This is a genomic window from Streptomyces sp. AM 4-1-1 (genome assembly GCF_029167625.1).
GTDB lineage: Bacteria > Actinomycetota > Actinomycetes > Streptomycetales > Streptomycetaceae > Streptomyces.
Genome location: NZ_CP119145.1, coordinates 6,875,063 through 6,894,758, shown reverse-complemented (window position 1 = coordinate 6,894,758; position 19,696 = coordinate 6,875,063). Strand labels below are relative to the sequence as shown.

Here is a 19,696-nt window from a genome sequence, read left to right as displayed (position 1 = left end):
CGGACGCGGCGAGGACGCTCACGCCCCGGGGTGACGTCCGAAGCTGACCGGTCCGGAGCCGGGGCATGGCGCGCCGGTACGGGCGAAGGCGATCCACGCCGCGCGCAGCGCCGCGCCGGTCCTCTCGACGTCCTCCCAGGGGACGTCCCCGAGCATCGGTGACGCGCGCCACGCGTCCCGGGTGCCCAGCAGCAGCGGGAGTTCGACACAGTGGGTGGCGCCGAAGGGCGATCCGGCCGGCCGCCAGTCGAGACGGTACGTGTGCACGCGGGCGCCCGCCCCCGCCAGGCGGGTGCCGAGCTTGCGGAGCGGTTCCTCGTACATCCGGCGGGTCAGCTCGGCCGCGTCGTCGCCCTCGCCGGGGAACGCGGTCATGTCGTCGGCGTTCCAGCCGTACAGGACGTCGAGGCCGCGTACGTTTCCGTCGAAGGAGGCCCCGTCGAGGGCGGGGACCGGGTCCGTGCCCTCGACGGGGTTGAACGGGGGTTCCAGGGTGCTCCCGGACCGTCGCTGGTTGGCCACCGCGGTCCGTCGCTGCGCGGCGAGGAGCTCCGTGACGGTGGCGGTGCGCGGGTCGGTGGTGAGGAAGTCCGCGAAGATCCGCCCGAGGGCGAGGGCGTCCGCGCGGGGACGCGCGGTGATCGCCAGCGGGGCGCTCTGGAGGATCGCCCGCCGGAACAGCCCCCGGGCCTGCGCCATCTCCATCAGCAATCGGATGGAGAGGCCGCCCGCGGACTGGCCGAAGACGGTGACGTCGGTGGGGTCGCCCCCGTAATCGGCGATGTTCGCGCGCACCCAGCGGAGTGCTTCGAGCTGGTCGAGGAGACCGAGGTTGCCCTCGCTGACGCCTTCGAGACAGAGGTAGCCCAGCGCGCCCAGACGGTGGTTGACGCCCACGACCACCACATCGCCCTGGGCGGCGAGCGCCCCGCCGTCGTACCAGTCCATGATCCCGCCGCCGCTGCTGAACCCGCCGCCGTGGAACCACACCAGCACCGGCCGGGCCGCCGAGTCCCGTGCGGGAGTGGTGACCGACAGGTTCAGGCAGTCCTCGCCCTGGGGGTGGCCGTCGAGGGGCGGGCCCATCACCGCGTCCAGTCTGGAGGCGAGTTGGGGGCAGATCTGGCCGCTCGAACCGGGGGCGTCCTCCGCCGCCACCGGGCGTGGCCGCGCGAAGCGTTCCGCGGTGGCGTAGCGGATCGGTCCGGTCCGGATCATCGCGGACCCGTTCATGCGGTACCTCCGGGATCGGCCGGTTCCACGAGGCCGGGGGAGGGGGCTCGCGGAACCGGCGGCTGTACGGCTCAGACCCGGGAGGCGGCCTTCGAGGGGCGTGCTGCCGGGGCCGGCGCCCCTTCGGGCACCAGTTTGAACAATGCCACCGCCCCGACCAGGCTGACGGTGCACATCCCCACCAGGTACCAGGTCACCCCGGTCGACGAGCCACCGGAGTTCAGCAGCGCGGTGGAGATCATCGGCGCGAAGCCCCCGCCGAGGATGGCCCCGGTCTGCAGGATGAGCGAGGAGCCCGAGTAGCGGACGTGGGCGGGGAAGGTGTCGGCGATGATGCTGCCCTGCACACAGTGCGTGACCGGGATGATGAGCCCCATCCCGACGAGCGCGAGCACCGCGAGAACCGAATTTCCCGTGTTGATCAGCGGGAAGAAGGCCGCGCACCACACGAGGATCGCGGCTGAACCGCCGATGAACATCGTCCGCCGGCCGTGCCGGTCGGCGACACGGGTCCACACCGGGATCGACGCGAACCACAGCACCGCGGCGGCCGTCACACTCAGGATGAGGAATTGCTTGTCGTAGTCCAGATGCTTGCTGCCGTAGGACAGCGTGAAGACCATGAACACATAGGCGACCGCGGAGTTGGCGACCACGGCGAGCAGTGTCAGCCCGAGACGGGGGAATCCGACCTTGAGCGACTCCGCCAGCGGGAACTTGACCACGTCGTCCTGGGCCAGCACCCGGTTGAAGGACGGTGATTCGGTGATACGGAGCCGGATCACCAGGCCCACCGCGACGAGCACGAAGCTCAGCAGGAACGGAATCCGCCAGCCCCACGCGGTGAAGGCGTTGTCCCCCATGAGCGAGTTGGTGACGAGGAAGATGATGTTGGCGAGGACCAGTCCCGCAGGGGTACCCATCTGCGGGAATCCCGCGTACAGGTTCTGCTGCCCCTTCGGGGCGTGCTCCATCGACATCAGCGTCGCACCGGCGCCCTCACCGCCGAGGCCGATGCCCTGGATGACGCGCAGGAGGACCAGGAGGACCGGGGCCCAGAATCCTATGGAGTCGTAGTTCGGAATGGCGCCGATGAGGGTGGAGCCGACGCCCATGAGAACGAGAGAGACGACCAGGGTCGCTTTTCGTCCGATGCGGTCGCCGAAATGACCGAAGACCAGTCCGCCCAGCGGGCGGGCGATGAATCCGACGGCAAGCGTGCTGAATGCCGCGAGTGTGCCCGCCGCGGGACTCAGTGAGGGAAAGAACTGCTTGTCGAAGATGAGTGCGGCTGCCGTGCCGTAAAGAAAGAAGTCGTACCACTCAAGTGTGGTGCCGGCCAGTGTCGCCACGGCCGTTCTTCTCGGAGCGGTTCTGGTGCCGTCCGCGTTTTTTTGTCGGGGGGAGTTGCTCAATGGGTTGACCTATCACTTGGGTGACTACGGGCTCTCGCTCCGGGCGAAGCCGCTGTGGCGGTCGGCGTACACAACGCGTTACCGGTGGATACTGTCCCCGTGAGACATGACGCACAAATGCCAAATCGGAGAGTTGCCATACCGGTTCAGGTATAACGCGGCACGGTCGGCGCCTCGGTGGCCCGCCCGTCGGCCGACCCGCCCGCACCCCCTCTCCCCCATCGATCGACCGCCCCGTCTCGATATATCAATCCAGGCATGTCAGCGTACAAGAAGTTCATTTGCCTGGCATGGCTGCGGCTCTCAAAGTGGGGGCATGACGGCAGACACTGGGCGGTGGATCCGCAACTTCGTTGACGGACGATTCGTAGAGCCCGACGAGAACCGCAGCTTCGACAAGGTCGACCCGGCCACCGGCCTGGTCCACTCCCGCGTCCATGAAGCGGACAAGTCCCTGGTGGACCGCGCGGTCGCGGGAGCCCGGCGGGCTCTCGGCGACGGCTGGGCGACGACGGCGGTACGCGAACGGACCGCGCTGCTGCGCCGCGCCGCCGACCGTATCGAGGAACGCTTCGAGGAGTTCGTCGCCGCGGAGATCGCCGACACCGGCAAGCCGGTCACCCAGGCACGGGAGCTCGACGTGGCACGGGCCGTCGCGAACTTCCGTACCTTCGCCGACGTGGTCGCGGCCGCCGGCCAGGAGTCCTTCCTCACCGATCTCGCGGGCGGCAAGCAGGCGCTGAACTACGCGGTGCGCAAGCCGCTGGGCGTCGTCGCGGTCATCGTGCCGTGGAACCTGCCGCTCCTGCTGCTGACCTGGAAGGTCGCCCCGGCCCTCGCCTGCGGCAACGCCGTGGTCGTCAAGCCGAGCGAGGAGACGCCCGCCACGGCCACTCTGCTGGCCGAGGTCCTGGCCGAGGTCGGTCTCCCCGCCGGGGTGTACAACGTCGTCCACGGCTTCGGCGGCGGCTCGGCCGGCGAGTACCTGACCTCGCACCCCGGCATCGACGGGGTGACCTTCACCGGGTCGTCGGCGACCGGCTCGCACGTCATGAAGACGGTCGCGCCCCGGGTCCGCCCGGTCTCGTTCGAACTCGGCGGGAAGAACGCCGCCATCGTCTTCGACGACGTCGACATCGACGAGGCGCTGACCGGACTGACCAAGTCGGTGTTCACCAACACCGGGCAGGTGTGCCTGTGCACCGAGCGGGTGTACGTGCAGCGGTCGGTGTTCGACGACATCGCGGGCGGCCTGGTCGAACGCGCCGCGGCCCTGCGGCTGGGACGCCCGACGGACGAGGCGACCACCACCGGCCCGTTGATCTCGCGGACCCACCGCGAGAAGGTGCTCGGCTACTTCGAACTGGCCGAGAAGGCCGGCGCCCGGGTGCTCACCGGAGGCGGCGTGCCCCGGCTCGGCGCGGACCTGGACGGCGGCTCCTGGATCGAGCCGACGCTGTGGACCGGGCTGACCAACGCGGACCGGGCCGTGCGCGAGGAGATCTTCGGCCCGGTGGCCGCGCTCATCCCCTTCGACACCGAGGCCGAGGCGATCGCCCTGGCCAACGACACCGAGTACGGCCTCGCGGCGTCCGTGTGGACCAACGACCTGCGCCGTGGACACCGCGTCGCGCAGGCGATGAACGTGGGCATGGCCTGGGTCAACACCTGGTTCCTCCGCGACCTGCGCTCCCCGTTCGGCGGGGTCGGGCTCTCCGGCATCGGCCGCGAGGGCGGCGAGTCCTCCCTGCACTTCTACACCGAGCCGACGAATGTGTGCGTGCAACTGTGACCGACCACCCCCAGGCCGGCCCCGCCACCGATGCCCCGGCCGACGACCCGGTCGACGCAGCCGTCGCCCTGCTGACGGCCGCCGCCGCCACCCGTACGCCCTGCGCGCCCGTCCGCCGGCACCTCGGCCCGACCGACATCACCGCCGCCTACGAGGTGCAGCGCCGCGTCGCCACCGTGCGCGCCGCCGCCGGGGCGCGGCGGGTGGGCGCCAAGATCGGGCTCACCGCCCCCTCCGTACAGCAGCAGTTCGGTGTGTTCCAGCCGGACTTCGGCGTCCTCTTCGACGACATGATGTACGCGCACACCGAGCCGGTGCCGTACGGCCGTTTCCTCCAGCCGCGCGCCGAGGGCGAGATCGCCTTCGTGCTCGGACGCGATCTCGATCTGCCCGGCGCCTCCGTCGCGGACGTGCTGCGGGCCACCGAGTTCGTGCTCCCCGCCATCGAGATCGTCGACTCCCGGATCACCGGCTGGGACCTGACCATCACCGACACCGTCGCGGACAACGCCTCCAGCGGCGCGGTCGTCCTGGGCACCACGCCGTACCCCCTGGCCGGGCGCGACCTCTCCAAGGTCGGGATGACTCTCCACCGGGACGGCGAGCCGGTCTCCTTCGGGGCGGGCCACGCCTGCCTCGGCTCGCCGGTCGTCGCCGTGGCCTGGCTGGCGCGCGAAATGGTCCGGCGCGAACAGCCGCTGCGGGCCGGGGACGTGGTGATGTCCGGGGCGCTCGGGCCGATGGTGCCGGTCGGCGGGCAAGGACGGTACCGGCTGGAACTGGACGGGCTGGGCGAGGTCGAGGCAGTCATCGAGGAGGAAACCAAGTGAGCACCACAGCCACCGACGGCGTTCCCGTCGCCGTCATCGGGTCCGGCAACATCGGGACCGACCTCATGATCAAGGTGCTGCGGCTGTCGAAGACGCTGCGCATGGGCGCGATGGTCGGGATCGACCCGGACTCCGACGGGCTCGCCCGCGCCGGGCGGCTCAAGGTCGCCACCACCCACCGGGGCATCGACGGCCTGGTGGAGATGCCCGGGTTCGCCGACATCAAGGTGATCTTCGACGCGACCTCGGCCAAGGCCCATGTGCGCAACGCGGAGATCGCGCGGCGGCACGGGAAGCTGATGGTCGATCTGACCCCGGCGGCCCTCGGTCCGTTCGTCGTGCCGTCGGTGAATCTGGACGAGCACCTGGAAGCGCCGAACGTCAACATGGTGACCTGCGGCGGTCAGGCCACCATCCCCGTGGTGGCCGCCGTGTCCCGGGTCGCCCCGGTCGCGTACGGCGAGATCGTCGCCTCCATCTCCTCCAGGTCGGCGGGGCCCGGCACCCGGGCCAACATCGACGAGTTCACCGAGACCACCAGCGAGGCCATCCGGGTCGTCGGCGGCGCCTCGGTGGGCAAGGCGATCATCGTGCTCAATCCGGCCGAGCCGCCCATCGTCATGCGCGACACCGTGTACTGCCTCGTCGAGGGACCGGTGGACGCGTCCGTCCAGGCCCGGATCGTCGAGTCGGTGCGGGAGATGGCCGGGTCCGTCCGGGAGTACGTCCCCGGCTACAAGCTCAAGCAGGACGTGCAGTTCGACCCCGTCGACGACGTCCTGGTCCCCGCGCTCGGCCGACGGGTCACCGGGGTCAGGGTCTCGGTGTTCCTGGAGGTGCTGGGGGCCGGTCACTACCTGCCGGACTACGCCGGGAACCTCGACATCATGACCTCCGCCGCGGTCCGGACCGCCGAGAAGATCGCCGTACTCCGAGGATGGGTGAACGCATGAAGCTCTACGTACAGGACGTGACCCTGCGGGACGGCATGCACTCCATGGGGCACATGTACACCGTCGACCAGGTGCGCGAGATCGTCTCCGCGCTGGACCGGGCCGGGGTCGCCGCCATCGAGGTCGCCCACGGCGACGGGCTCGGCGGGTCGAGCGCCAACTACGGATTCGGCGCCCACACCGACGAGGAGTGGATCGAGGCCGCCGCCGACGTGCTGGAGCACGCGAAGCTGACCACCCTGCTGCTGCCCGGCATCGGCACCATCGAGCATCTGCGCCGGGCGTACGACCTCGGGGTGCGCAGCGTCCGTGTCGCCACCCACTGCACCGAGGCCGACGTCAGCGCCCAGCACATCGCGTGGGCCCGGGAGCACGGCATGGACGTGTCCGGGTTCCTGATGATGAGCCACATGAACTCCCCCGAAGGCCTCGCCGGGCAGGCCGCGCTGATGGAGTCCTACGGCGCGCACTGCGTGTACGTCACCGACTCCGGCGGCCGGCTGACCATGCGGGACGTCGCCGAGCGGGTCGACGCCTACCGCCAGGTGCTGGACGACGGAACCGAGATCGGCATCCACGCCCACGAGAACCTGTCGCTGTCGGTCGCCAACAGTGTGACCGCCGTCGAACACGGCGCGTACCGCGTCGACGTGGCGCTGGCGGGGCAGGGCGCCGGGGCGGGCAACTGTCCGGCGGAGCCGTTCGTCGCCGTCGCGGACCTGCTGGGCTGGGAGCACGGCTGCGACCTGTTCGCGCTCCAGGACGCCGCCGACGACATCGTCCGCCCGCTGCGCGAGCGCCCGGTGCAGGTGGACCGCGAGACCCTGACGCTCGGGTACGCCGGTGTGTACTCCAGCTTCCTGCTGCACGCCGAACGGGCGGCCCTGCGCTACGGCCTGGACACCCGGGAGATTCTGCTCGAAGCGGGCCGGCGCCAGATGGTCGGCGGCCAGGAGGACATGATCGTGGACATCGCACTGGACCTGGCCGCGCGACGCGAGGCCCTGACGGACGGGGGCGCCAAGTGATCACGGCGGACACCATCGACGAGCTGGCCCGGCGGCTCGACACCGCGCAGACGACGCGGACCGACACCCCGAGCCTCGCCGACACCCATGAGTTCGACGTCGACGACGCGTACGCGATCCAGGCGGCGCTGGTGGCCCTGCGCGAGGCGCGCGGGGAGCGGACGGCCGGGGTCAAGCTGGGCTTCACCAGCAAGGCGAAGATGGCCCAGATGGGGGTCTCCGACGTGATCGTCGGGCGGCTCACCGACGCCATGCGGGTCGCGGACGGCGACGACGTCGACCTGGCGCGCTTCATCCATCCGAAGGTCGAGCCCGAGGTCGCCTACCGGCTCTGCCGTGACGTGGACCTGGACGATCCGGCGACGGACATCGAGTCCTGCGTCGACGCGGTCGCCCCGGCGCTGGAGATCATCGACTCGCGGTACCGGGACTTCCGGTTCACCTACGGCGATGTCGTCGCGGACAACACCTCCGCGTCGGCGTACGCGGTCGGGCCCTGGCGTCCGGTGGCGAGCGTGTCCAACCGGGCGGTCCGGCTGATCGCCGGGGGCACGGAGGTGACCGGCTCGACCGCCGCCATCCTCGGCGACCCGGTGCGGGCGCTGCACGCGCTGCTGGACATGTGCCGGCGCCGGCGCATCCCGCTGCGGGCCGGGCAGGTGGTGCTCGCGGGCGCGGCTACGGCGGCGGTGCCGCTGCCGGAGGGTGTCACCCGGTGCGAGGTCGCGGGTCTGGGTTCCGTCAGCGTGCGGGGGGTCCGATGAGCGGGGCGCGTGTCATGGCGGGGCGGGCCACCCCGCGCGGGCGGTTCCCGCACGTGAAGGTCGTCGGTGACCTGGTCTTCGTGTCCGGTACGAGTTCACGGCGGCCCGACAACACCTTCGTGGGTGTCGAGGCCGACGCGATGGGCACGACGAACCTGGACATCCGCGCGCAGACACGCGCGGTGATCGAGAACATCCGGGACATGCTCGCCGAACTGGGCGCGGAGCTCTCGGACGTCGCCCAGGTCACCACCTACCTGGTGTCCATGAACGACTTCGGCGGATACAACGAGGTCTACGGCGAGTTCTTCGACGAGCGCGGCCCGACCCGGACCACCGTCGCGGTGCACCAGTTGCCGCACCCGCATCTGCTGATCGAGATCCAGGCCATCGCCCATCTGCCGCAGCCCAACCAGTCGGACGTTTCGCACAGCACGGAGGCACTGTCATGACGGACATCCCGCAGGTCATCGATTTCCAGGGGTGGATCACCGAGCACGAGCACCTGCTCAAGCCGCCGGTGAACAACCGGACGATGTCGCTGGGCCAGGACTTCATCGTCCAGATCGTCGGCGGACCCAACCAGCGCACGGACTTCCACCTCGACCCGTACGAGGAGTGGTTCTACCAGGTCAAGGGCGACATGCACGTCAACCTCATGACCGAGGACGGACCGCGGACCGTGCACATCCGTGAGGGCCAGGCTTGGCTGCTGCCGGGCAATCTCCCGCACTCCCCGCAGCGGCCCGACCCCGAGTCGATCGGACTGGTCATCGAGCGGGTCCGTGAGGAGGGCACGCTGGAGAAGTTCCAGTGGTACTGCCTCGACTGCTCCGAGCTGATCCATGAGATCGAGCTCCAGGTGCGCGACATCGTCGAGGACCTGCCGCCGGTCTTCGCCGAGTTCTACGCCGACGAGAAGGCCCGGGTCTGCCCGAGGTGCGGCGCGCAGCATCCCGGAAAGGGCTGACCGTGGACGGAATGATCGACATCCACACCCACTACGTGCCCCGGGGCTGGCCCGATCTGCGGCCGGAGATCGGTCCGGACGCGCCGTGGCTGCGGATCGAGTCCGAGTCGGACGCGATGATCATGATGGGGACGAAGGAGTTCCGCCGCGTCCAGGCGGACTGCTGGGACGCCGGAACGCGGCTGCGGGACATGGACGCGGACGGGGTGCGGACCCAGGTGGTCTCGCCGACACCGGCGTTCTTCACCTACGGGCGTGACGGCCGGGAGGCGGCGAAGGTCGCCCGTATCTTCAACGACCTGGCCCTGGAGATCGTCGCCCCCGCGTCCGATCGGCTCCTCCCGTTCTGCCAGGTGCCGTTGCAGGACCCGGACGCCGCCTGTCGTGAGCTGGAGCGGTGTGTCGCGAACGGGCACCGCGGGGTCGAGATCGGCAACCACGTCGGTGATCTCGACCTCGACAGCGAGGGTGTCGTCATGTTCCTCCAGCACTGCGCGTCGCTGGACGTGCCGGTGTTCGTGCACCCCTGGGACATGGCCAGCTCACCGCGGCTCGACCGGTGGATGGCCCAGTGGCTGACCGCGATGCCCGCGGAGACGCATCTGTCGATCCTCGCGCTGATCCTGGGCGGGGTCTTCGACCGGATCGACGACCGGCTGAAGATCTGCTTCGCGCACGGCGGCGGGTCCTTCGCGTTCTGGCTCGGCCGGATGGAGAACGCGTGGCACGGCCGCAACGACATCATCGGTACGTCGCAGTTCCCGCCCTCGCACTACCTCGGCCGTTTCTACGTGGACTCGGTGGTCTTCGACGACCGCGCCCTGCGGCTGCTGGTCGACACGGTGGGCGTGGACCGGGTGATGGTGGGCAGCGACTACCCGTATCCGCTGGGCGAGCGCCCGGTCGGTGAGGTGGTGCGCAAGAGCGGGTTCCTCGACGAGGCGGGCCGTCGGCTGATAACCCGTGGCAACGCCGAGCGCTTCCTGGGCCTCACCGCACCGGAGGCCGCTCGGGGGACCGTCTGACGGCGGGTCCGCCCGGCGCCCCGGCCACGGGGACGGACAGCGGGCGGACGACCGGACGAGCGGGGGCGGCCGGCGCGTGACACACGCGCCGGCCGCCCCCGCTCACGCGTTCCGCTGCTCCGCCATGCCGGCGGCGACGTCCTCCAGGCTCCGGATCAGCGCCTCCACGGAAGGGCTCAGCGTACGGGCGGCCGACAGGGTCAGTCCCACGCTGTGCCCGATCGGGTCCAGCGGGACCGGCAGCCGTACGATCCGGGGGTCGTCCTGGACGATCAGCCTGGGCAGGACCGCGACGATGTCCGTCTCCAGCAGAAGTTGACGCACCGTCAGGAACGAGGTCGTCTCCACCCGGTTCAGCGGCAGCGCGAAACCGTGCCGGGTGAAGAACTCCCCGACCTCCCGCCGCAGCGCGGTCTCCGCTCCCGGCAGAATCCAGGGGTAGTCGACCAGTTCGGCCAGGTCGACCTCCGGCCGGCCGGCGAGGGCGTGCGTGGCCCGGACGACGAGTTCGACCGACTCGTCGTAGAGCTTGCGGCGCACCATCCGCTCACCGGACGGGATGGTGAGCCGGCCGACGATGAAGTCGATGCGCCCGGCCTCCAGCTCCAGCAGCAGCGCCTCGGGCGATGCCTCGCGTACGACCACCGTCAGATACGGGCGTTCCTTCTTTATCCGGGCGATGGCCCGTGGCAGCAGGACGTTGGACCCGGCCAGATGGGTGCCGACGACCACGGTGCCACGGTCGGCGTCGGCGAGCTCCACCACGTGCCGGCCCGCCTGCGTCAACTGGGCGAGTACGGCCCGCGCGTGCTGGGTGAACGCTTCGCCGAAGACCGTGGCGGTGACACCCCGGGGGCCACGCTCGAACAGCGGGACACCGAGGATGTCCTCCAGCTCGTGCAGGCTCCGGGTGGCCGCGGGCTGCGTCACATGCAGCTCCGCGGCGGCGCCGACGACACTTCCCTGGCGGGACAGCGCGTCGACGAGGACCAGATGTCGGAACTTCAGCCGGCCGTCGAGCAGGCGGGGGATCTCCACCCCCCGACTCTATCCGGCCACCCCGCGGGGATGTCGATACGCGGGCACACGATGTCCGCTGCCCGGAGGTGCCGGACACGGTCACCGCTTTGGACCGCGTGATGTGCCGACCCGCTGTGCGCGCGGGACAGCTGTGCGCGCGGGCCAGGGGGCCGCCGTCCCGGGCGCACCCGCCCCGTCCTCGCGAAGCCCGAGGTCCCGCCGCCCCGGCCCGGGCGACGGGACTCCCCCCGTGGTGTGGTGGGACCGGTTACGGGACGACCTTGAGCAGCTTGTTGGGCGAGCCGGTGCCGATGCCCGTCAGCACGTTGGAGGTCGCGCCGTTCACCAGCGCCGAGGCGACAGCGGCCGGGGAGGCCCCGGGGTGGTTCGTCAGGTAGATCGCGGCCGCACCCGAGACGTGCGGGGCCGCGAAGGAGGTGCCGTCGCCCGTGTACGTGGCGGTGTCGGAGGTGTTCCAGCCCGCCGTGATGCCGGAGCCGGGGGCGAAGAGGTCCACGAGGGGTCCGTAGTTGGAGTAGGAGGCCTTCGCGTCGGTCTTGGTGGTGGCGCCGACGGTGATCGCGGTGGGTACCCGGGCGGGCGAGTAGTTCGACGCGGGTGCGCCCGAATTGCCGGCCGCGATGGAGTAGGTGACGCCGGAGGCGATGGACTTGGTCACCGCGTTGTCGAGCGTGGTGCTGACGCCGCCGCCCAGCGACACGTTGGCGACGGACGAGGCGACATGGTTGGCGGTGATCCAGTCGACACCGGCGACGACGCCGGACGTCGAACCGGAACCGTCGTTGCCGAGCACCCGGACGGCGACGATCTTCGCCTTCTTGGCGACCCCGTAGGTGGTTCCGGCGACCGTCGTGGCGACGTGCGTGCCATGGCCGTAGCCGTCCTGCGCGGTGGTGTCGTTGTCGACGAAGTCGTAGCCGTACGAGGCCCGGCCGCTGATCTCCTGGTGGGTGATGCGCACCCCGGTGTCCAGGACGTAGACGGTCGTACCGCCGCCCGCGGAGTCCGGATAGGTGTACGTGCCGTTGAGGGGCAGGTTCGCCTGGTCGATGCGGTCGAGGCCCCATGGCGCGTTGTTCTGGGTGCCGGTGGCGTGCACCTTCTGGTCCTGCTCGACCGTGGCGACCGCCGGGTCGGCCGCGAGGCGCTCGGCCTGCGAACTGCTCAGGGTGGCCGCGTAACCGTTCAGCGCGGAGTTGTACGTCCGGCGCACCTTGCCGCCGTACTCGCCTATGAGCTGCTTGCCCCGGGCCGTGGACGCCTGGAATCCGGCGTCCTTCCTTAAGGTGACGAGGTAGCTGCCGGGGATCGCCTCGGCGGACCCGGCATGCAGGACTCTGCCCGCCGCGGGCGCCGCCTGGGCCGGGAGGGCCGTGCCGGCTCCGACCACCGCCACCACGGCCGCCGCGCCGGCGAGCGCTGTGGCGATCCTTCGCTTGGTGTTGCGCACTGCTGCCATCGAGAGGGTCCTCCTCGGACATGGCGCGTGGGGGGCCACGCGTCCGGTCGGTGCGGTGGACGGGATCGTCCGCCGCTCCTCGACGATGGACCGGCGCGCTCCGGCGGAACAAGCGCTTCCCCACTAATGTCATGAGCGCGCCATTCGGGTTGGCGGCGCGTCAGGCGCGCGTCACGCGACCGCAACAGAGCGGTGGTCGGCCACAGGCGTGCGGACGGTTGGTGACGCACAGGGTCGGTCCTCGCCGGGCTCCTGCCCGGTCCTCGTCCGGTCCTCGCCGGGGAGAGACCTGTTTCGGCCTCTTCGCGAGGGGGCGGTCACCCGGCCGGCAGAGCGGCCGCTCCAGGATGCGGCAGGTCCTCCCCTCCCTCCACTGATCATCCGACTCCCTTTGGTTGTACGGCGGTTGGTGGGTTGTCGGCCAACTCTTCGGAGCGACGTTGACCGCGTGGATGTGCGGCGGTTGGCTCTCCCCAGCCGACCGCCGGGGGGCGGGCCGCGCACGGGTGACGAAGCGCCGCGCGGCGGGCGTGACCAAGAGGAGGCAGTCATGACGTGGAGACCTGCGACCGGCGGAGGACGGGGGCGGGGCGGCGCTCGGCGGCGGGCGGTCCTGGGCGGCTGCGCCCTGACGGCGGTGGTCCTGGCGGGGGCGACGCTGCCCGCGGCGGCCTCCCCGGCGGCTCCCCGCACCGTCCGGGTGAGCGTGGCCCCCGGCGGCGCGCAGCCCAACGGCGCCTCGTACTCGGAAGGGCTGAGTACGGACGGCCGTTACGCGCTGTTCTCGTCGGACGCGGACAACCTCGTGTCCGGGGACACGAACGGCACGTGGGACCTGTTCGTCCGGGATCTGTGGACCGGGACCACCAAGCGCGTCAGCGTGGGCGCTGACGGTGGTCAGTCCGCCTCCGGCGCGTCCGAGGGCGCGATCAGCGGTGACGGCCGGTACGTGACGTTCGCCTCGGACGACGACAGTCTGACTCCCGGGGACACCAACGAGACACAGGACATCTACGTGCACGACCGCGTGACGGGGCGCACGGAAAGGATCACCCCGGGCACGGTGCCACCGGACTCCAAGGGCGGCCTGGCCGCGAACCCCACGATCAGCTGGAACGGACGGTACGTCGCCTACGAGACCACCCGGTCGGACCTCGTGCCCGGAGAGGGCCGGCCCAAGGAAAGCATCGTCGTCACCGACCGCGGGACCGGTGTCACCCACGTGGCCAGTATCGGAGCCGACGGCTCGCGCGCCGATCAGGCGTCGAGGCAGCCGGGAATCAGCGCGGACGGACAGAGCGTCACGTTCATCTCCAAGGCCACCAACCTGCTCACGGCCGACGAACCGGACCCGGACGACCCGGAGGAGGACGCCGGCGCCTCGCCGGACACCGGACCCGGCACGGGCCCCGCCGGTGCGCGGGCCGACGCGGAGATCATGAAGCCCCGTCTGTACCCCCTCTACGTGTACGACCTGCGCACCGGGCACGTCCGTGGTGCGAGCGTGGCACCGGACGGCAGGCTGCTCGGCGTCGTGAGCGGCACGATCGCCCCCGACGGCCGCCACGTCGTCTTCAACGGCTGGGAGATAGACGAGAGGTCCATCATCACCCATCGATACATCGTCTGTGCCCACGACCTGCGGACGGGCACGACGGCGGTGGTCGGCAAGGGCATCGGCGGCGCCGAGGGCAACGGTGACGACAGCGGCGGCGTCATGAGCGCGGACCGCCGGTGGGTCTACTTCACCTCCACTTCGGACAATCTGGTGCCCGGGGACACCAACGGACGGGCCGACCTCTTCCGCCACAACCTCCTGACCGGCCGTACGGAACTGGCCTACGTCCCGGAAAGTCCGCAGACCACCGAGCCGTACGAACCCTCGGTCGACGCACTCGGCACCACCCTGCTGTTCACAGCGGAGGACGGCGCCCTGCCGTCGGGGGACACCAACGGATATCCCGATGTCTTCGTCCGCCGGACGCCGCTCCTCTGAGACGAGGTCAGGCCGGTCCCTTCGGCGTCCCGGTGCGTCGTCCGGCCGGATTCAGGACCGGGGCGCCCCCGGGGACCGGAGCGTGCGGAAGCGGGGCCTGAGGCGGAGGCTGAAGCCCAGTGACTCGTAGAGCCGGACGGCACGGGTGTTGGCGGCCGATGTGTGGAGGAACGGCCTGTCCCCCCGCTCACGGATTCCGTCCGCGACATGACGGACCAGACGGGTGGCCAGGCCCTCCCCGCGGTGGGCCTCGTCGGTGCACACGGCGCTGATCTCCGTCCAGCCCGGCGGGCGCAGCCGCTCCCCCGCCATGGCGACGAGACGGCCGTCGCGTCGGATGCCGTGGTACGCGCCGAGTTCCACGGTCCGCGGCAGGAACGGCCCCGGCCGCGTCCTGGCCACCAGGTCCAGCATCTCCGGCACGTCGGCGGCGCCGAGACGCACCGCCTCGGGGTCGGGTCCGCCGCGCAGCGACGTGGCGATCAGCTGGACGCCTTCCACCTCGTGCAGGATCTCCCAGCCTGCGGGTACGGCGTGGACTCCGGCGAGGGTGAAGGAGGTGCCCGGCCCGACCAGTGCGGCCAGGTCCTGCCAGCCGCGCGGGTCCAAGGGGTCGGCGAGCGCGACGAAGGGTGCCACGTCGGGGTGGTAGCGGGCGGCGGCGCCGACGCGCTGCGACAGACGGCGGTGCGAGCCGGTCAGCGCGGCCCAGGCCGGGTTGTCGAGTGTGCGCGGCGGGGCCTCCCGCCGCCCGCCCGGTGTGCCGGACCGGTCCGGCGGCCGGAGGCCGGCGGACACGGCTGCCCCGGTGGTCCCTTCGGACGCGCCGTCGGCCGTGTCGCGGACATCCGTGGTCATGAGTTGGACCTCGGCAGTCCGGGAGGGTTGACGCGGGAGACGGGGACGCTTTCGCCCTCCAGGTGCCAGGCCTTCAGCCACTTCCCGTACTGACCCGTGCTGATCAGGTGGTTGATGGCGTCCGCGAGGGGCTTGGCCAGGCCGTTGTCCTTCTTCGTGGTCGCGCAGATCAGTCCCTGGAGCGTGGTGCCCGCGCCCGAGACCTTGCCCGCGTTCCGGGTGGCGGCTCGGGTCTTCGCCGTCCGCACGGTGTGGTAGACGACGCTCGGGTTGGGGCCGAAGTAGGCGTCGATCTTGCCGGACGACAGGGCCAGGTACGTGCTGTTGATGTCCTGGAAGTACTTGACCGTGAGAGGGGCCCCGCCCTCCGCCTTCAGCTGACTCTGCCAACGCAGCAGCATCTTCTCCTGGTTGGTGCCGGCGCTCACCGCGACGGTCCTGCCGGCGAGGCTCCGGTGGGTGCCGTCGAAGTTCCAGGTGCTGTCCTCGGGCACCTCGAAGCTGACGTCGTCCTTGCGGTAGCAGGCGAAGTCGTACTTCTCCTTGCGCTGTTCGGTGACGGTGATGTTGGCGAAACCGACGTCGTTCCGGCCGCTGTCGATGCCGACGAACATGTTCTCCCACGTGGTGTTCGCCATGACGGGCTTCAGTCCGAGCACCGAGGCCACCAGCCGGCCGAGGTCGGGTTCGGAGCCGGTGAGGGTCTTCTGGTCGCTGCCGACGTAGCCCAGCGGCGCGCTTCCCGTGGGCAGCAGGCCGAGTCCGATGACCAGCTCGCCCTTGTCGGCGATGTCCTTCGGCAGTTCCGCCCGGATGGCGGCGACTTCCGGGACGGTCAGCTCGGTCTCCTGCGCGGCGCCGTTCGACAGCGCGCCCACGACGACCGTGCCCTTCCCGTCGACGGTCGCCGACGTGGACTCGGTGTCATCGCTTCCGCATCCGCCGAGGCCGACGGCGAGGGAGGTGACGAGGGCGGTCACGATGACGCCACGGTCGATTCTGGAACGGAGGTGCGGCATGTTGATCCTCAAGGGCATGGGTGAAGGGGAATGCGTGGGGGATGTGCGGGTCAGGTGGCCGGTACGGCGGACGCGGGCGGGAAGACCTTGCTCAGGAACTCCCGTGTCCGCGGGTGGTCGGGATGGTCCAGCACCTTCTCCGGCGGGCCTTCCTCGACGATCCGGCCGCCGTCGAGGAAGACGATCCGATCGGCGATCTCCCGGGCGAAGCCGATCTCGTGGGTCACGACGATCAGCGTCGTACCACTGGTGGCGAGACTCTTGATGACGGCCAGCACCTCGCCGACCAGTTCGGGGTCGAGTGCGGAGGTCGGTTCGTCGAAGAGGATGACGCCCGGCTCCAGCGCCAGCGCACGCGCGATCGCCACCCGCTGCTGCTGGCCGCCCGAGAGCTGCCGCGGATAGGCGTCCGCCTTGTCGCCGAGGCCCACCCGGTCGAGCAGGGCGCGCGCCTGCTCGCGTGACTCCTGTCTGGTTCCGCGTCCGGTGGCGGTCGGCGCCGCGGCCACGTTGTCCAGCACGGTCAGGTGCGGGAAGAGGTTGAAGTTCTGGAACACGAACCCGATCCGGCGGCGCTGGGCGCGGATCGCGCGCTCGCTGATCTCCTTGAGCCGGTCCCCCTGGTGCCGGACACCGATGGGCTCGCCGCCCACACTGACGTATCCGATGTCGAGCTTCTCCAGATGGTTGATCGCCCGGAGCAGCGTGGACTTGCCCGAGCCGGAGGGGCCGAGGATCACGGTCACCTGACCGGCCTCCACGGTGAGGTCGACATCCGTGAGGACGCGGTGCGCCCCGTACCACTTGTGCGCGCCATGGACCCGCACCGCCACCGGGGCGATGCCGGTGTCCGCTGCGACGCGCGCGTTCCTGGCCGCCACGTCGTCCGTCCCGCCCTTCCCGGCGCTCACAGGGCCGCTCCGATCCGGCGGCGGGCCCGGAGGGTGCGGAATCCGGCGCGCAGTCTCTGCAACGGGGTGGGCGGTACGGTGCGCAGCGCGCCCCGGGAGTAGTACCGCTCCACGTAGAACTGGATCAACGAGACGACGCTGGTCAGGATCACGTACCAGACCGTCGCCACGAGCAGCAGCGGCACGACGTCGCCCGGGTAGGTGCTGCCCATGCTCTGCACCTGGCCGAAGAGGTCGAGGAGGGAGACGTAGAAGACCAGCGATGTGCTCTTGATCAGCCCGATCAGCTGGTTGACGTACGAGGGCACGATCGCCCGCAGTGCCTGCGGGAAGACGATCCGGGTGAACTGGTAGCTCTTGGGGAGTCCCAGCGCGGACGCCGCCTCGTGCTGTCCCTGGTCGACGGAGAGCAGTCCGGCGCGCACCACTTCAGCGGCGTAGGCGGCCTCGTTGAGGCTGAGTCCGACGACCGCCACGACGACGTCCGTCGCGACGGTCGACTCGCTGAAGCTGACGAAGCCGGGGCCGAAGGGCACTCCGAGGCTGAACGTCCGGTAGAGCGCGCTGAAGTTGTAGAGGAAGAGCAGTACGACGATGAGCGGCACGGACCGGAACAGCCAGACGTACACCCAGCTCACCGCGCGCAGTACGGGGCTCCGCGACAGCCTGGCGAGCGCGAGGAGGACACCGCCGAGGAGTCCGAAGACAGCGCTCCAGGCGGCGACCTTGAGCGTGATCAGCAGACCGTCGAGGATCACGGGACGCAGGAACCAGTAGTGGAAGCGGTCCCACTGGTAGAACGGGTTGGTCACCAGACCGTGGACGATCTGGGCGACGACGACCGCCACGACCACGGTGGCGATCCAGCGCCAGGGATGCCGCAGCGGCACCACCCGCTGAGCTGACGGTAAATCAGTTTCCTTTTCTTCCGACGGAGTTGACGGTCTCTCGCCGTCGGGTCCGGGGGAGACCGTTCTCTCGACGGTCTCCACTCCGGATATGGGTGGTTCGCTCATGGGGGCTCCAGCGGAATCGAAAGGACGCCGGCCGCCCCTCGGGGCTGCGGACGGAATCGGGGACGGCCTGTGGTGCGGGAGTGTGCCGGGGCCCGGAACGGCCGTCCTCGCGAGTGGGAGGCGTTCGGACGATCGTCCGGGTCCGGTTTCAGCCCTGTCCGGGACAGAGCGCGCTGCTGACGTGGTGCAGATCGATGTGCCGACGCAGGAACGCGGCGACCCGGCCGTGGCGTCGCCACGCGGCCATTCCCGGACCTGCGTACATCCCGGTCACCCATCGCTCTTCCGCCGCCGCGGACTTCATGTCTGCTGCGGCCCGCGAGGCGTCGGGGCCGCGGACCGTGGAGGCAGGCTTGCGGCTGACGCTCGGATCCGGTCTGGCGGTAAGTTAGGCACGGCGCCAGAACGCTGTCAACGCGACTGCGACGAGCCGTCGGCACCGTCCTCGGGCGCCGGGACCCGGTGCGGAACTCCCCGAATCGTCCATGAGATTCCTGGGCAATTCGGCACAGGAGCAGGCCGGCGCCGTCATCGGCGCACCCCGCCGGGGGCGCGGGAGAGGCCGATCGGCGGGGGCGGCACCACGCAGGTCGCGCGGTTCTTTTCACGTTGCCGACACATTGCCGCAGCGCGCGGGCAACACACGTGCGACGAGGGGCCACTTGGGAGGCGCGTACGGTCCGCGCGGGCCGGCCGCCGGCGTGCTGTCACGCCGCACGGCGGGGGTAGGGCATCGGACCGCCGGGGGTGTCCACCGGAGTACCGGTGAGACACGAGGACCAGCGCAATTCCCGCGCCTGTCCCATGAGTCGATCCGCGACAGATCATTCACTTCCGAAAAAGACCGGTCAATCTCTTTCAGGCGTCCCCGCTGAGCCCATCATTGATTCGCTCAGACGTTCACCCATTCGCCCGTTTTTTCTTTTTCTCCCCGTATCCGGGCAGGTTTATAGGATTACGACAGGGCGCGTGGCGGGTGACGGTGGACCGCGTTACTGTCGCGATCGGCAGGGGGCCTGAGCCGGGCGGCGAACCAAGGACCAAGCCCCCTCCCACACTTCGTCCGGTGACGAGATTCCAAGGGGAAAACTCATGACCTTCCGACGTGCGATCCGGAGCACCGTGGTGTCTCCGGGTCGTGATGACGGTAACGAAAGCGGCGGGGATTACGCACGGTCGCGTGTCGGCGGTGTCACGGCGCGTCCGGGCGGGTCACCCGCCCCGCCGGTCCCGCGCATGGTGCCCGGCGGAGAGCTGTGAGCGGCCGAACGGCGGCCCGGTGTCCCCGAAAGCCCGGTCCGGGCGCGGAAGCGATCCTTCCGGCCGCCTGCCGGGGGCCCGTGCGGACCGCCCGTGCTCCGGAGCGGCGGCCACGCCCGCGCCCGG

At 70.6% G+C, this 19,696-nt stretch carries 18 protein-coding genes; 9 read left to right on the top strand and 9 right to left on the bottom strand.

Annotation, left to right across the window (positions count from 1 at the left end):
• Positions 1 to 18: 18 nt before the first annotated feature.
• Positions 19 to 1,233, bottom strand: coding sequence for a carboxylesterase family protein (locus tag PZB75_RS29315; RefSeq protein ID WP_275538315.1), 1,215 nt, complete (start codon positions 1,231 to 1,233; stop codon positions 19 to 21).
• A 71-nt stretch (positions 1,234 to 1,304) separates the two neighbouring features.
• The gene (locus tag PZB75_RS29310) at positions 1,305 to 2,585 is read right to left on the bottom strand and encodes an MFS transporter (RefSeq protein ID WP_275538314.1); all 1,281 of its coding nucleotides are present in this window, start codon (positions 2,583 to 2,585) and stop codon (positions 1,305 to 1,307) included.
• A 379-nt stretch (positions 2,586 to 2,964) separates the two neighbouring features.
• Here PZB75_RS29310 and PZB75_RS29305 point away from each other — a divergent pair, with 379 nt between their 5' ends.
• From PZB75_RS29305 to PZB75_RS29270, 8 genes are read left to right on the top strand one after another with little or no spacing between them, the layout of a single operon-like run.
• Positions 2,965 to 4,440 carry a 2-hydroxymuconic semialdehyde dehydrogenase gene (locus tag PZB75_RS29305; RefSeq protein ID WP_275538313.1) on the top strand — a complete coding sequence of 492 codons (1,476 nt, stop codon included), beginning with the start codon at positions 2,965 to 2,967 and terminating at the stop codon, positions 4,438 to 4,440.
• On the top strand, positions 4,437 to 5,270 hold the full coding sequence (locus PZB75_RS29300) for a fumarylacetoacetate hydrolase family protein (protein ID WP_275538312.1): 834 nt from the start codon (positions 4,437 to 4,439) through the stop codon (positions 5,268 to 5,270). The genes PZB75_RS29305 and PZB75_RS29300 overlap by 4 nt, the downstream gene beginning before the upstream one ends.
• On the top strand, positions 5,267 to 6,223 hold the full coding sequence (locus PZB75_RS29295; RefSeq protein ID WP_275538311.1) for an acetaldehyde dehydrogenase (acetylating): 957 nt from the start codon (positions 5,267 to 5,269) through the stop codon (positions 6,221 to 6,223). Before PZB75_RS29300 ends, PZB75_RS29295 begins: the two co-directional genes overlap by 4 nt.
• The gene (gene dmpG, locus PZB75_RS29290; RefSeq protein ID WP_275538310.1) at positions 6,220 to 7,251 is read left to right on the top strand and encodes a 4-hydroxy-2-oxovalerate aldolase; all 1,032 of its coding nucleotides are present in this window, start codon (positions 6,220 to 6,222) and stop codon (positions 7,249 to 7,251) included. The genes PZB75_RS29295 and dmpG overlap by 4 nt, the downstream gene beginning before the upstream one ends.
• Positions 7,248 to 8,015: a 4-oxalocrotonate decarboxylase gene (locus PZB75_RS29285; RefSeq protein ID WP_275538309.1), complete on the top strand. Its 768-nt coding sequence runs from the start codon at positions 7,248 to 7,250 to the stop codon at positions 8,013 to 8,015. The genes dmpG and PZB75_RS29285 overlap by 4 nt, the downstream gene beginning before the upstream one ends.
• Entirely contained in the window at positions 8,012 to 8,467 is a 456-nt protein-coding gene (locus tag PZB75_RS29280) for a RidA family protein (protein WP_275538308.1), read from the top strand. The genes PZB75_RS29285 and PZB75_RS29280 overlap by 4 nt, the downstream gene beginning before the upstream one ends.
• A complete protein-coding gene (locus tag PZB75_RS29275) occupies positions 8,464 to 8,985 on the top strand; it encodes a 3-hydroxyanthranilate 3,4-dioxygenase (RefSeq protein ID WP_275538307.1) in 522 nt (173 codons plus the stop codon). The genes PZB75_RS29280 and PZB75_RS29275 overlap by 4 nt, the downstream gene beginning before the upstream one ends.
• A 2-nt stretch (positions 8,986 to 8,987) precedes the next feature.
• Positions 8,988 to 10,010, top strand: coding sequence for an amidohydrolase family protein (locus tag PZB75_RS29270; RefSeq protein ID WP_275538306.1), 1,023 nt, complete (start codon positions 8,988 to 8,990; stop codon positions 10,008 to 10,010).
• A gap of 102 nt (positions 10,011 to 10,112) precedes the next feature.
• On the opposite strand, the gene PZB75_RS29265 is transcribed toward PZB75_RS29270, so the two are convergent.
• Positions 10,113 to 11,048, bottom strand: coding sequence for a LysR substrate-binding domain-containing protein (locus PZB75_RS29265; RefSeq protein ID WP_275538305.1), 936 nt, complete (start codon positions 11,046 to 11,048; stop codon positions 10,113 to 10,115).
• A gap of 250 nt (positions 11,049 to 11,298) precedes the next feature.
• Complete coding sequence (locus PZB75_RS29260) at positions 11,299 to 12,510, bottom strand: S8 family peptidase (RefSeq protein ID WP_275538304.1); 1,212 nt, start codon at positions 12,508 to 12,510, stop codon at positions 11,299 to 11,301.
• Between the two features lie 550 nt (positions 12,511 to 13,060).
• Here PZB75_RS29260 and PZB75_RS29255 point away from each other — a divergent pair.
• Positions 13,061 to 14,506, top strand: coding sequence for a hypothetical protein (locus tag PZB75_RS29255; RefSeq protein ID WP_275538303.1), 1,446 nt, complete (start codon positions 13,061 to 13,063; stop codon positions 14,504 to 14,506).
• A gap of 51 nt (positions 14,507 to 14,557) precedes the next feature.
• Here PZB75_RS29255 and PZB75_RS29250 read toward each other — a convergent pair whose 3' ends face one another.
• The 5 genes from PZB75_RS29250 to PZB75_RS29230 all read right to left on the bottom strand — a co-directional run bounded on the left by PZB75_RS29250 (position 14,558) and on the right by PZB75_RS29230 (position 18,584).
• Complete coding sequence (locus PZB75_RS29250; RefSeq protein ID WP_275538302.1) at positions 14,558 to 15,364, bottom strand: GNAT family N-acetyltransferase; 807 nt, start codon at positions 15,362 to 15,364, stop codon at positions 14,558 to 14,560.
• Positions 15,361 to 16,383 carry a transporter substrate-binding domain-containing protein gene (locus PZB75_RS29245; protein ID WP_275538911.1) on the bottom strand — a complete coding sequence of 341 codons (1,023 nt, stop codon included), beginning with the start codon at positions 16,381 to 16,383 and terminating at the stop codon, positions 15,361 to 15,363. Before PZB75_RS29245 ends, PZB75_RS29250 begins: the two co-directional genes overlap by 4 nt.
• Before the next feature lie 50 nt (positions 16,384 to 16,433).
• On the bottom strand, positions 16,434 to 17,225 hold the full coding sequence (locus tag PZB75_RS29240) for an amino acid ABC transporter ATP-binding protein (protein ID WP_275538910.1): 792 nt from the start codon (positions 17,223 to 17,225) through the stop codon (positions 16,434 to 16,436).
• A 65-nt stretch (positions 17,226 to 17,290) separates the two neighbouring features.
• Positions 17,291 to 18,310, bottom strand: a complete 1,020-nt coding sequence (locus PZB75_RS29235; protein ID WP_275538301.1) for an amino acid ABC transporter permease — start codon at positions 18,308 to 18,310, stop codon at positions 17,291 to 17,293.
• 148 nt (positions 18,311 to 18,458) lie between these two features.
• Positions 18,459 to 18,584, bottom strand: coding sequence for a hypothetical protein (locus tag PZB75_RS29230; RefSeq protein ID WP_275538300.1), 126 nt, complete (start codon positions 18,582 to 18,584; stop codon positions 18,459 to 18,461).
• Positions 18,585 to 19,696 lie beyond the last annotated feature (1,112 nt).